Here is a 13,343-nt window from a genome sequence, read left to right on the forward strand (position 1 = left end):
GGTCAGCGACCCAGAAGGCCGCGCGCCTGTCCTGCGATTTCCGCCAGCATGGCCACATTGGGTGACGCGGCGGTCTTAGCGCGTTGGACAAGGGCGCGGAACTGCATGATGCGCGGCTGCTTTTGACCAAGCCATGCATCGACATGCGCTATGATGTCCTTGCCATTTGCCGTGCCCGCCTGCTCCAGAAAGTCGAGCCGCACCTGCTGCATGTCGCGGGCGACGCCGGAGATCAGCAGCCTTTCCCACGGGTCTGAGGGGTTCATTCGCGCGGCGGTGGATTGCACCCAGTCTATGCCCACCTTTTCGCCGAGATAGGTGAAGGCGCGGGTCAGCGCGACTTCATCAATCTTCATCCGTCCCGAAAGCGCGGCGATTCCGACCGCGCCGTCGAGTTTGAACAGGCCCGCCGCGCGGCGGACGAGATCTTCTGGCGCGCCAAGGATCAGCAGGCGATCAATCACGGCATTGGTACGGCGCAACGCTTCGCTGGTGAGCAGGTCATCGACCTTTTTCGCCAGCTTTTCCACGCCCTGCGCCAGCATGGCCTGGCCCGCGCCGGGCAGCGTACCGGCGGGCAGGCTGCGCAAGATGTCGGCGATCTGCGCGCGGACGCCACCGGCGATGTCGGCGAACAGCGCCAGGCGGGCGGCTTCCGACATGTCGGCAGCGTCGATGTCGGCCCACAGGGTGCCGATGTCGTAAAGCCGTTCGGCAATGAGGAAGGCGCTGGCGAGGTCGGCCAGTGAGCAGCCTTCTTCCTCGGCAAGTTCGAAGGGATGGATGAGGCCGAGGCGGTTGACGATACGGTTGGCGACCTTGGTAGCGACGATTTCCCCGGCAAGGGCGTGGGCCGCGATGGCATCCGCCTCCTTCTTTTGCATCGCTGGCGGGAATGCGGCGGCGAGTTCAGCCCCCATGCTGGGATCGGAGCCCAGACCGCCATGTTCGATCGCATCCTGCAGCGCGAGTTTCGCGGTTGAGAGCAGGACCGCGAGTTCGGGACGAGTGAGCCCCAGCCCATCCTGCCCGCGACGCAACAGCTGGTCGTTGGCCGATAGACCTTCGACCTGTCGGTCGAGCCTGCCGCTTTCCTCAAAGGTTTCGATGAGGCGGATATAGCTGGCCAGTTCGGCCGGGCCGCCGGTTTCCGCGATGGAGAGGCCAAGGGCCTGAAGGCGGTTATCCTCCAGCACGAGGTCGGCGACCGCGCCGGTCATGCTTTCGAGCAGCTTGTTGCGCGCTTCGAAGGATAGCCGCCCCTCGGCCATCTCCTTGTTCAGCGCGATCTTGATGTTGACTTCATTGTCCGAGCAATCGACGCCTGCGGAATTGTCGATGAAATCGGTGTTGATGCGACCGCCGCGCAGCGAGAAAGCGATGCGTGCGGCCTGCGTGACGCCAAGATTGGCGCCTTCGCCCACCACCTTGACGCGCAGATCCTCTGCATTGACGCGCAGCCGGTCATTGGCCGGATCCCCAACCTCGCTATGGCTTTGGGAGGCGGCCTTCACATAGGTGCCGATGCCGCCGAACCAGAGGAGGTCGCTGGGGCTTTTCAGGATCGCGCCGATGAGCGCGGCAGGTTCCATTTCCGTTTCGGTGACACCCAGGATGGATTGCACCTCGGGCGTCAGGGGAATGCTCTTCAAGGTGCGAGGGTAAACGCCGCCGCCCTGGGAGATGAGCGACTTGTCATAATCGTCCCAGCTTGAACGAGGAAGCTGGAAGAGGCGGTTTCGTTCTTCCCAGCTTTTGGCCGGATCGGGATTGGGATCGAGGAAGATGTGGCGGTGGTCGAAGGCGGCGAGCAGCCTGATCGATTTCGACAGCAGCATGCCGTTGCCGAACACATCGCCCGACATGTCGCCGCAACCGACGACCGTGATCGGTTCGGCCTGCACATCGACGCCCATTTCGGCGAAGTGACGCCGAACGCTGATCCACGCGCCGCGGGCGGTGATGCCCATCGCCTTGTGATCATAGCCGTGCGATCCGCCACTGGCGAAGGCGTCGCCAAGCCAGAATTTCTGATCCAGCGCGATGGCATTGGCGACGTCGCTGAAGGACGCCGTGCCCTTGTCAGCGGCCACGACGAAATAGGGATCATTGCCGTCATGGATGACGACCCGCGCGGGATGACGCACCTTGTCGCTGACGACATTATCGGTGACCGACAGCAGCGCGCGGATGAAGATGCGATAGCTTTCCGTGCCTTCCGCCATCCAGGCGTCACGATCGACTTGCGGGCTTATCAACTGTTTGGGGTAGAAGCCGCCCTTTGCGCCGGTGGGGACGATGACGGCGTTCTTGACCCGTTGCGCCTTCATGAGGCCGAGAATTTCCGTGCGGAAATCATCGCGCCGGTCCGACCAGCGGATGCCGCCGCGCGCAATGGGGCCAGCGCGCAGATGGACGCCCTCGACCCGAGGCGAATAGACCCAGATTTCGCGCCATGGGAGCGGGGCGGGCAGGCCCGGCACCTGGGCGCTGTCTAGCTTGAAGGCGAGCGCTTCGGCCGCCGCGCTGCTGAAGAAATTGGTGCGCAAAGTGGCAGTGATGACGGCGCGCAACAGGCGCAGCACGCGATCTTCGTCGATGGCCGTGACCTGTTCCAGTCCCGCGTCGATGGCGGCCTGTGCCTGCTCCGCCCGTGCAGGGCCATCCTTCACGGCAGGGTCGTGCAGCGCTTCGAACAGGGCGATGAGCTGGTGCGCGACGTCCTGTTCGCGCCGCAGCGTTTCGGCGAAGGTCGCCATCCCATAGGCCATGCCGGTCTGGCGCAGATAGCGGAAGAGCGCACGGAACAGGACGACTGCATGGGGCGCGAGGCCCGCTGTCACGATCAGTTCGTTGAACCGGTCATTTTCCGCGCGGCCTTCGAGTACCTGCGCGATCGCTTCGGTGACGACGGAGGCGCGGGCGACCACCGGTTCCGCATCGCCACCTGCCGGCAGTTCAAGGACGAAGCGCTGGACATGGCCCTGCGCGCCGCCGTCGATCGCCGTCGTCATCTCGTCAATCACGCGGAAGCCGAAATTTTCGAAGGCAGGCACGACCTCTGACAGGGCGATGACGTCATGGCTGTAGAGTTTGAGGCGCAGTCTTTCGGGTCTGTCCTCGCCATTGCGGTAGATGCGGATCGACTTGTCGTGAGGACCGGCAAGGCCGTGCAGCAGGCGAATGTCTATTGCCGCTTCGACTGGGCCTGCGCCATTGCGATAAGCCATGGGGAAGCCGGGGGCGTAACGCTGGGCCAGTGCGGCGGCGCGGCCGGGTTCTTCGGTTTCGGCAAGCGCTTCTTCCACGGCGGGGAGCCAGCCCCGCACCATCTGTTTCAGCTGGCGGTCGAGCGGCGATTCATCCGGCACCGCTCCGCCATCGCGCAGGTCGAGCGTGATGCGCAGCAGCGCCAGCCCGCTTTCCTCCAGCGCGATCGACCAGCTGAGCACCGGGGCATTGGCTGCCTGGGACAGCATGTCCTGCAACGCGAGGCGACGGGCCGTAGTCAGATCGTCGCGCGGCAGCCAGGCGAAGGCGTAAAGATGGCGGGCGAGTGCGCTGGTCGCGAGCGCCAGCTTCGGGCGCGGGCGATCGGTCAGCGACATGAAGGTCAGCGCGAGCCGCTCCAGCGTTTCATGATCGAAGCCGATCAATATGTCGTGGGGCAGGGCGGTCAGCGCATGGGCGAGCACCTTGCCCGCATGCCCCGCCGGATCGAAGCCGAACTTGTCCATGAGCGCCGAGAGAGCCGATCGCAGCAGCGGCACCTTGTCCGGGGTCGCGGAGAGCGCGGCGCTGGTCCACATGCCCGCGTGGATGGACAGCGCGACCAGCTGCTTGCCTTCGCGAATTGGCACGATGATGAGGTCCAGCAGCACGGCCCGGTGGACGCGGGAAAGCTGGTTCGATTTGATGATGAGCGGGTTGCGCCTGCCTTCCTCGAACCAGGCGAAGGCCGCGTCGATAGAGGCGGGCGCGAGCAGCGGCGTTCCTTCCAGCGTGCAGATGCCGAGTTGTTCCTCCGCCGTGCCGTCGCGGCGGCGTTGTTCATGCCCGGTCTGGGTGAAATGGCGGGCGAGGAACCAGCGAAGCAGCGCCGCGCCTTCGCTGTCGGGTATGGATTCGGCGTCGCGGCCCATGGCGTCGCGCATCTTCGGCCAGTCAGCGACGGCGGCACGGACGTCTGTCAAAGTCTGGCGCAGCGCCTTTTCCAGTGCGCGGCGGCCCTTCGCGTCGGCCCGGTCCGCTTCGATATAGATCATCGATTCACGGCGCGCGCCGGGGGCTTCGTCATCCAGGATCGCGCCCAGCTTTCCGCTGTCGTCGCGTTCGACCGACAGAACCGGATGCAGCAGGCGATGGATGGTGATGTCGTGCGCCGCCAGGGCGTTCGCGATCGAATCGACCAGAAAGGGCATGTCGTCATTGACGATGGCGACGCGCATGTAGCGGCCGGTCGCGCCTTCCCCCAGCGTTTCGATGGCGATGGCGAACTGGCCCGGCTTGCGGACATGGGCGGTACGGCCAAGAAAAGCGGCGGCAGCCGATGCGGCGTCGTGATCGAAATTCTCGCTTTCGCCGGGAAGCGCGCCCCGTTCGAGCGCCGCCTCCAGCGCCGTGCGGATCGATGCATCGACCTGCTTCAAATTGGGCTCAGCCAGTGCCGTCATGCGTCTCTTCTCCCGGAGCGGATTACCCGCTTCTGCTTGAACGGAGAAGACGCTGGAACGCCCCATGCGTCTCCTCGGCTATACCGGTCGTTATGCGCTACCGCCCCAGGAGGCTCAACATGGTGGTGGGAATAAAGTTACGTCGGTCAGAAATATAATGAGGGCGCGGTGCGTCAGAGCCGGTTCCCGAGGACTAACAGCCGGGGCCGGGGGATGATCCCGTTCTGAAAGGCCGGAGCGGCGGTTCGTGCTGATCGGTGGAGATCAGCCAGCAGCGGCAACGATCACCCGCTGGCCAAGGTCCGACCCGTCGGGCAGTGCGCCGACAATCGCGATGGTGCCGTCCGCTTCCCGCCGCGCGATCACTACGGCGAGGCCATCGGCGTCGGTCGGAATGGCGACAGGATCGATGGGCGCGGCGGACTTCAGCGCGGCGCGGGCGCTGTCGCGCGGATCGGGGCGGGGGGGCAAGGCGGCGCGGCGCTGGGCGCGCTCGTCGCGGATCAGCGCCTTGAGCCCGCCGGGATATTGGCCGAGATAATCGCCCAGCGCGCCAAGGCCCAGCCCTGCGGCTTTCGCGTGTTCCAGCGCCGTCGCATATTCGGTGATGCGCGTCTTGTCATAGGTGGAACCGAAGACCAGCTTGACCACGGCGGTCAGCGGGCTGCGCGCTTGTGCCTTGATGCCTGCATCGGTCAGCATTTCCGCATAATCGTCGGGCGACGCGTCACTCATCAGCGCGAAGTCATAGGCAAGGCCAATGGCGCGATAGAGCGCGGTGTGGGTGCGCGCCTCGCTGGTGCGGGCCTGTTCCGCGCCGTCGCGGGCAAGGGCCAGCCAGTCGGCAAGCGGGGCGTCCTCGGCTGGGCTTTCCATGCCGGCCAGGTCCAGCGTATCCTGTTCGCCCGCCGCCGGGCCATCCGCCCAGATCGGCGCAACGTCGCGGGGCTGGGCGCTGCCGCGCAGGGCGGCATCGACCTCTCGGCCAAGTTCGTCCGCGACCGACTGGCTCGCCATTTCCTTCCAACTGATGACGCCGAATACGAAATCGATCGTCTCGCCATCGGAAGAGAAGGGCATCAGAATGCCGCGATAGAGTATGTCCGCCCCGCGTTGGTTGACGAACCCGGCTTCGAAGCCGATCGGCGCGGCATTGGCGATGATCTGGAGATAATGGTCCGTCAGCCGCGACAGCAGCGAGCGGGATGGGACGTCGTTGATGAACTGGATCGCGCCAGTGACCTCGCACTCGCGGCGCAGCGCGGTGCCGAGATAAACGACCGCCGGATTGTCGAGCCCCGTGCTGAAATCCAGGAGGACGCTGTTGGGGCCGAAATCTTCCAGCTGGTCAGGGGACAGATCCTCGATCGACGGGAGGGCGCGGTCACCAAGCAATGAGGCCCAATAATTATAGGCGCGCACCTGCATACGGCGTTCGTCGGAGCCGACGCTGGGCGGCGCTTCGATCGCCTGACTGTCGGCATAATCGAAATCATCCTGTTCACTGGAGATTTCCTGCCCCCGCAGAGTGTCCATCCGGTCGGTCCCTAACCCAGAAGAAAAGCTTTCCTGAGAATCGACACTGCCACCGGATGGTAAATATGCCGTGAAGAACGGAAGGGCCGATAAAAGACCCCCTCTATGGGCATGGCGATGGTGATGCGCGAAGATGCAATGCCCGCTTGTCCTATGCATCAACCGCTGTTATCTGGCCCCCGAACGCCGCTTTAGCTCAGTTGGTAGAGCATCGCATTCGTAATGCGGGGGTCACAGGTTCGAGTCCTGTAAGCGGCACCAGGATCCCCCCGTCTACGGGGCTGAAAATCCTCGAAAAACCCCGGAAATACTGGTATATTGAGGCATCGGCTTTCCGGTGTCGTCCGCCTTGGTTCGTCCTCATCCGGATGATTTGGGGGCTCGAATCTGGGGGCCTCAACGATCATTCTGGATAGAGGCCCCCAATGCTTACCATCGTGCAGATCAATGCGCTCAAACCGCGGGAAAAGGCTTATAAGGTAGCCGACGGTAGAGGGCAGTATCTCGCCGTTCAGCCGTCTGGGTCGCTGATATGGCGAGTCAAGTTTCGGTACCATGGCGTGGAGAAGAAGATCACGCTGGGCCACTATCCTGCCGTCGGCCTCAAGGAGGCGCGGGAGAAGCTGGAAGAAGCGCGCGAGTTACTGTCGGGCGGCATCGACCCGGTTGCCGTTAAAGCCCAGGCGAAGCTGCAAGCCGAAATTGCTGCCGCAACTACCTTTACAGTGTTAGCTGACGAATACATCAGGAAGATGGAACTGGAGGGAAAATCCCCGGCAACACTCAAGAAGGCACGCTGGTTTCGCGATCTTTTAGAACCCTATGTAGGCCGACGTCCGGTAGCAGCTGTTACAGCTCACGAATTGCTTGCCGCGTTGAAGCGGCTCGAGCGAAAGGGGCATCACGAGACCGCATACCGTCTGAGGGCTTTTTCGGGGCGCATATTTCGTTATGCGGTTTCCACGCTCCGCGCCCAGCATAACCCCGCTGACATATTGCGAGGAGCGTTGATAGCGCCCAAGGTTAAACATCATGCCGCAGTGCTTGATCCGGTAAAGGTCGGGGAACTGTTGCGTGCAATTGATAGCTACAGCGGCCGTATCGAGACCAGGATAGCGTTGCAGCTCGCCCCCCATGTCTTTCTGCGCCCCGGAGAGTTGCGCAAGGCAGAGTGGTCGGAAATTGATTTCGGCGCTGCTGTATGGCGTATCCCAGCCACAAAAATGAAGATGGGCCAAGCCCATGTCGTCCCATTGTCGCGCCAGGTGATGGGCCTGCTTCAAAAGCTTCGAGCCCTGAAGAACAGCGGAGAATTTCTCTTTCCCGCACTCCACACGTCGGTGCGGCCAATGTGTGAGAATACGCTCAATGTCGCCTTGCGGACATTGGGCTATGGTAGCGATGAAATGACATCGCACGGGTTTCGGGCCATTGCCAGTACCCTCCTCAATGAGTCAGGCTTATGGCACCCCGACGCCATCGAGCGCGCTCTTGCTCATAGCGATCGCGATCATGTGCGCGCCGCTTACCATCGCGGTGCTCACTGGGCTGAAAGGGTGAAAATGGCACAATGGTGGTCTGACCATCTTGACCAACTTCGTGATGGCGCGGAAATTATTTACCCACAGTTCGGGAGCGCATGACCGTGCGCGCGATCCAAATGCGGTTCCCGCATTCTGGTATCATCGCTTGTTTCAGTGTTTGGGCATTGAATAGCGAAGCTGGTCGTTAGTGGTCTGTCTGGTTCATAGCCGGGCTGCGGGGATAACTGACGTTCACGCGGCGTCGACTCCCGACCAATTCACGACCTTCAGTGGCCGTGCTGTGGATGACCGTCTGTGCCGAAAGCTGCCGCCAGATGACGAAGCTTGTCGGGATTACGAACTATATAGATCGCCGCGATGCGCCCATCGCGGACGTCGAGCGCGGTCGTCTGGAGCACGTCGCCACGATCGATGCTGACGTAACCGGGCAGGCCGTTGATCGTCGCGGTGCGCAGCAGCGTCGGCGCAGACGTGTACTTGCGACGCAGCCCGGCGAACAAGCGAAGCGCTCGTTCGATCCCGCGCACCACATTGCGGAAGGCAATCACCTTACCGCCGCCATCGGAATGTATTTCGACATCGCGCGCCAGCATCGCAGACAGTGCGGCAGCGTCACCATCGCGGGCGGCAGCGAAGAAGGCGCGCGCGATCCGATCGGCCTCAGTTGCCTCCACGGTGAAACGCGGTCGCGCATGCTGTACGTGCCTGCGTGCGCGTGAGGCAAGCTGCCGGACGGCGGCGGGCTCGCGTCTCAATGTCCTCGCGACATCGGTGAGCGCCATGTCGAACACGTCGTGGAGCAGGAAGGCGGCACGCTCCAGCGGGGACAGGCGCTCCATTGCAAGCATCAGTGTGAGCGTCACGTCGTCGGCGATCGTCTCCTCTTCCTCAGTCGTGCCCATCAACGGTTCAGGCAGCCAGGCACCGACATAGGTCTCCCGGCGCACCCGGGCGGACTTGAGCTGATCGAGGCATAAGCGGGTGACAATGCGGGTCAGATATGCTGCCGGCGTGTCAACGCTCTGCACCGTTGCCGCCCAACGCAGCCACGCTTCCTGCAGGATATCTTCCGCCTCGCTGAGAGAGCCAAGCATCCGATAGCCAAGGCGAAGCAGTCGGGGCCGCTCAGCCTCAAAATCCGCAAGACGTTCATCACTGTGCAGCAAGAGTGTCCCACTCCGACAATGCTTGGTTATCGCGCCAGGCCCAGAGGGCAAGAGCGGTCGTCGCTATAGCTGGTAAGGTCACCGCAGGAAAATCCTGAGCCAGCGCGCCCGTCCCACAGATGCCGACCGCCACCTCCCAGAAATGGAACAGCGCATGGCCGGCAAGCCAGATGGCAGCGGCAGACCACAGAGGGACGCGCGACGCCGGCCGAGCAACACCTGCGAGCATCGCGGTTGCGACGAGCAGGAAGATCAACCCGATGTCACGCACGAAATGCTGGTTGAATGGACCGGTCGTGGTGACGCCCGGCACCGCGAAGTACCATTTCGCAGGTGAGATCAGCATGAAGAGGCCATTGGCGGCGGCCCCGAGACCGAGCACTGCGGCCAGTGCGAGCGGAAGGTTCCGGCTCATGCTGCGCTCTCCGGCGCGCGAGCGGCAAGCCACTCATCGAAACGCGTGGGCGCGATCCGTGGATTCTCATCCGGGACAAGCGAGCCGTCGTTGGCGGGGGCGCCAAAATAGTCACGTTCAGCGGTGACGTTGATCCGGCGTGGATCGTCCCGTGCGCCTAGCCAACTGGCGGTGAACTCGGCCAGCGGTGCGCGCTCCGGTCCTGCCACTTCGATGATGCCACCGATCGGGGCAGCTGTGGCGATCTTGGCAAGCAGGGCCGAGACATCAGCTGCGGCGACCGGTTGGAGCGCAATCTGTGGCAAATACACGGCGCTGTCCCTCGTGTAGCCGTCCGCGATGGTGGATAGGAACTCGAAGAACTGCGTGGCGCGGACGATCGTGTAGGGTATGCCGCCGGCGGCGATCAGTTGCTCCTGAACCAGCTTAGCGCGAAAATAACCCGATGCCTGAAGACGATCGGTCCCCACCACCGAAAGTGCGATGACGTGGCGCAATCCCGCGTCCCGTGCTGCTTCCAGCAAGTTGGTTGTCGTGCCGCGGAAGAAAGCGAGAGCGGCCGCGTCCTCGAACGAGGGGGCATTGCTGACATCGACCATGACGGCGGCATCCGTCAGCGCTTGCGCCAGGCCGGCGCCGGTCAGCGCGTCGATGCCGGTGCTCGGTGAAGCGACGACGACCTCATGGCCCTCGGCTCGCAGCAGACCGACGAGCGGCCGGCCGATCAGCCCGGTGCCACCGATGATAACGATCTTCATGTCCATTCTCCGATGCAAGTGTCTGCCTGCATGACGAGATGGCGGCCACCGGTGTGACATGGGACGACAGCGGGAACGAAAAATATCGGCGCCATGATGTCACGATGCGCCGGCCTACCTCGTCACGTCAGCGAGCGCCGATGGCCGGCGCGGGTGACGAGGAGCAAGCATGACCGATATGAAGCGTTTGAACTGGTCGGAAATCGCTCCTGAAGGCGCCAAGGCCCTGTTCGGAGTCCATCATTATGTGACCAAGACTACGGATCTTCCCGAAGAGCTGATCCATCTGGTGTTCCTACGTGTGTCGCAAATCAACGGGTGCGCCCATTGCATCGATATGCACACTCGTGACCTGCTCAAGACCATGGCGATCGACAAGGTCGCGCTGGTCCCTGTCTGGGCTGAGGTGCCGCACCTGTTTTCCGACCAGTATCGAGCAGCGCTGGCCTGGGCCGAGGAAGTGACCAACATCAGCTCGACCCATGCTTCGGACAAAGCGTATGCGGCTGCTGCCGCCGCCTTTGCGGAAAAGGATTTGGTCGATCTCACGCTAGTTATTGCGGCGATGAACGCGTTCAATCGTCTTGGCGCGCCATTTCGCCTTCCCGTCGCCGCGAAGCCATAGGCTCACGAAAGGGGGGAGCAACCTTTGCTTTCCCCTTCGACGGCTCGCGACCTCCGCGATCGACCAGCATCTGGGTCACGGCGAGACCAAGGCCGCCAGCGCCGCCCACCACAAAGACATGAGCCATCCAAAAATCATCCATTTTGCAAGTTTCAGTTAGATATATTCGGCAATATGAAGCGGTTCAAACGGAAATCGGTGTCAATTGCGCGGAAGAATAAATTCTTGGGTGAAATTTATCGCCCGATGGGCCGCAGCGGGGCGGATAACGGCATCGTACAGCGCTGCGAGCGCGCGGTGGCTCCGGTTTCATGCCCTCGCGCTGCGCTCTGCTCGCTCGATTCCCGCAGCGATAGAGAATAGGCAGAATGAAATTTAGCATTATTTGATATGAGTTCGTCGTGCGCCGGCTTGATGCGCTCGTCTCCAGCATGACCAAGCGATAATGTAGGCAGACTGGATGCGACGCTGGGCAATCTTGTTGGCGATCCGCCGAACTTCCTGGATCAACCAGCGGATTAGGTTCTGATGGTCGGCATTCGTTGTGGTCGAGGCCGAGTTTGTTCTTGGCAGTTTCAAAGATCGGGTCGCTTTTGCTCCATCACTGGGTGAACGACGGGCTGATTGCGGTCTTCTTCCTGCTAGTCGGGCCGGAGATCAAACGCGAGGTAATGGATGGTCAGCTATCTTCCTGGCCCCGCCGCGTTATTCATTGCATCGCGTCGGCAGGCGGCAAGGCCGTGCCGGCGCCTCGTCTACCTCGCCTTCAACGCCGGGGGCGTCGCGCAAGGCTGCTGCTGTAAACGAAGGCCAAGATCGGAATTCTTGCCGGGACGGTGCTCCCCGGAATACCGAGCTACCGGGTGTTGCGATTCGCGGGAGGCGCGAATAGCGGCGAGAAGCTTACGACCGTTAAAAACACTCAGGGTAGCTTGAAGGACTATTCGACAAGATGACGGAAACGGGAACGACATTTTCAAAAAGGGCTGAAGCGCGGCTCGAACATGTGGCGCTCTATCGCTGGTGGCGCCGTGCCATGGTCGGGAATGTCGATCATGAAGCGATCATCGAGCGGATCGTCGCCGAAAGTGTATGGTCTCCCCGCTATCTGTTCATGACGATGATGTCCGCGGGCATCGCGGTGCTCGGCCTGCTGCTCTCGTCCCCGGCCGTGGTGATCGGTGCCATGCTCATCTCGCCGCTAATGAGCCCGATCCTGGGCCTCGGGTTCAGTCTCGCCCTGTTTGACTTCGCCGAAATGCGGCGCGCGCTGATCGCACTTGCGGCGGGGTCCGCGTGCGCGGTCGCCTTCACGGCGACCATTGTGCTGCTCTCGCCGCTCCAGGCAGCGACAGCCGAGATCATCGCGCGAACCCGGCCCAATCTCTTCGATCTGGTAGTGGCTCTGTTCGCCGCGCTGGCGGGAACCTTCGCAATCATTCGCGGGCGCGGCGACACGGTGGTGGGCGTTGCGATCGCCACTGCGCTGATGCCGCCGCTCGCTGTCGTCGGCTACGGCATCGCAACCGGCAATATGCCGGTACTCGGCGGCGCCTTTGCACTCTTTGTAACCAACTTCGTCACCATTGCGCTCTCGGCTACGGTGATGGCGCGGTTCTATGGCTTCGGCCATTCGCTCTCCAGCCAGCAGAGCTGGACGCAGACCGTGCTCCTGATCCTCGTGTTCGTCGCCATGGCGATTCCGCTCGGCTTCTCGCTCAAGCAGATCGCGACCGAAGCCGTTACGGTCACGCAGGTGCGCTCGTTTCTGAATGATCGGTTCGGTTCAGACGCGCGCGTCACTCAGCTCGACGTCAACTTCGACGCAGAGCCAATCGCAGTGCGCTCGGTGGTGATCACTCCGCGTACGAAAGCGCAGCGCACCGTCGCGCTGCAAGCAGAACTGCAGCAACGGCTGGGGCGGGCGGTTCGCCTGCGACTCGACCAGGTACTGCTCGAACCGGGCGCCGGAGCGATCGACGTGCAGCGCGAAGAACTGCGTCAAGCCGGCGACGCCGCCGCTACAGAAATCGCCCGGATTGCCGGACTGTCGCAGATGCTGGCACTCGCCGCAGGCGTCGAGCCCGAGGCAGTCACTATCGATCGCGACCATCGCCGTGCCAGCGTCGCAGCCGCGCCGCTCCCCGGTGCTTCGATCGCGACATATCGCGCGCTTGAAGAACGCGCGGGCAGGGAGGTGAAGGACTGGGAAGTCACGATTGTGCCACCCCAAGGTCCGCTGCCCGAGATCGCCTTTGCGGATAACAGCGACACGCTCGATACCGAGGGGCGTGAAGCGGTGCTGGTCTCCGCATGGGCAGCAAAGCGGTGGAACATCCGCGCGATGAATGTGCCTGGCCTGCCCAAGGCGGTTCCCGAGCGCCCTAGCCTGGCACAGCGCCGCGCACTGGCGATCGCAGCTCTGCTGCGCGATCAGGGCATGGCCGTGTCGCCGGTAACGGGGGGTGCCCAACGCTTCCGGCTCACCTCGGCGACAACCGTCTCCCCATGATCGGCGGCGTGATGAGCGACCTGTCCAGAAAACCGGCTCCACCTCAGAACTTATGGCGCTTCTAACGCCTTCGGGCATGCACCTCTTCAGATGACGTGGCCGGTCCCGTCGAAA

8 protein-coding genes, 1 tRNA gene and 1 pseudogene are annotated in these 13,343 nt (G+C 62.8%); 5 read left to right on the top strand and 5 right to left on the bottom strand.

Annotated features, from left to right (window positions below):
- Positions 1–2 precede the first annotated feature (2 nt).
- Positions 3–4,673: an NAD-glutamate dehydrogenase gene (locus K663_RS03880; protein WP_062114320.1), complete on the bottom strand. Its 4,671-nt coding sequence runs from the start codon at positions 4,671–4,673 to the stop codon at positions 3–5.
- Between the two features lie 264 nt (positions 4,674–4,937).
- Positions 4,938–6,209, bottom strand: a complete 1,272-nt coding sequence (locus K663_RS03885) for a PAS domain-containing protein (protein ID WP_062114323.1) — start codon at positions 6,207–6,209, stop codon at positions 4,938–4,940.
- A gap of 185 nt (positions 6,210–6,394) precedes the next feature.
- Here K663_RS03885 and K663_RS03890 point away from each other — a divergent pair.
- Together K663_RS03890 and K663_RS03895 are read left to right on the top strand one after the other, a co-directional pair.
- Positions 6,395–6,470: transfer RNA gene (locus tag K663_RS03890), tRNA-Thr, on the top strand.
- A gap of 164 nt (positions 6,471–6,634) precedes the next feature.
- The gene (locus K663_RS03895) at positions 6,635–7,852 is read left to right on the top strand and encodes a tyrosine-type recombinase/integrase (protein ID WP_062114326.1); all 1,218 of its coding nucleotides are present in this window, start codon (positions 6,635–6,637) and stop codon (positions 7,850–7,852) included.
- A 167-nt stretch (positions 7,853–8,019) separates the two neighbouring features.
- Here the strand turns inward: K663_RS03895 and sigJ are convergent, their stop codons facing one another.
- From sigJ to K663_RS03910, 3 genes are read right to left on the bottom strand one after another with little or no spacing between them, the layout of a single operon-like run.
- A complete protein-coding gene (gene sigJ, locus K663_RS03900; protein WP_235589511.1) occupies positions 8,020–8,847 on the bottom strand; it encodes an RNA polymerase sigma factor SigJ in 828 nt (275 codons plus the stop codon).
- 58 nt (positions 8,848–8,905) lie between these two features.
- Complete coding sequence (locus K663_RS03905) at positions 8,906–9,334, bottom strand: hypothetical protein (protein ID WP_062114329.1); 429 nt, start codon at positions 9,332–9,334, stop codon at positions 8,906–8,908.
- On the bottom strand, positions 9,331–10,092 hold the full coding sequence (locus K663_RS03910; protein ID WP_062120278.1) for an SDR family oxidoreductase: 762 nt from the start codon (positions 10,090–10,092) through the stop codon (positions 9,331–9,333). The genes K663_RS03905 and K663_RS03910 overlap by 4 nt, the downstream gene beginning before the upstream one ends.
- Positions 10,093–10,261: 169 nt before the next feature.
- Here K663_RS03910 and K663_RS03915 point away from each other — a divergent pair, with 169 nt between their 5' ends.
- The 3 genes and pseudogenes from K663_RS03915 to K663_RS03920 all read left to right on the top strand — a co-directional run bounded on the left by K663_RS03915 (position 10,262) and on the right by K663_RS03920 (position 13,229).
- Positions 10,262–10,717, top strand: a complete 456-nt coding sequence (locus K663_RS03915; protein ID WP_235589512.1) for a carboxymuconolactone decarboxylase family protein — start codon at positions 10,262–10,264, stop codon at positions 10,715–10,717.
- A gap of 584 nt (positions 10,718–11,301) precedes the next feature.
- A pseudogene (locus K663_RS23210) lies at positions 11,302–11,494 on the top strand (Na+/H+ antiporter NhaA); the annotation flags it as partial.
- A gap of 175 nt (positions 11,495–11,669) precedes the next feature.
- Positions 11,670–13,229 (top strand): DUF389 domain-containing protein, encoded by a 1,560-nt coding sequence (locus K663_RS03920; protein WP_062114332.1) that lies wholly within the window; start codon positions 11,670–11,672, stop codon positions 13,227–13,229.
- Positions 13,230–13,343 lie beyond the last annotated feature (114 nt).

The organism is Sphingobium sp. MI1205 (assembly GCF_001563285.1).
In the GTDB taxonomy this organism is placed as follows: Bacteria; Pseudomonadota; Alphaproteobacteria; order Sphingomonadales; family Sphingomonadaceae; genus Sphingobium.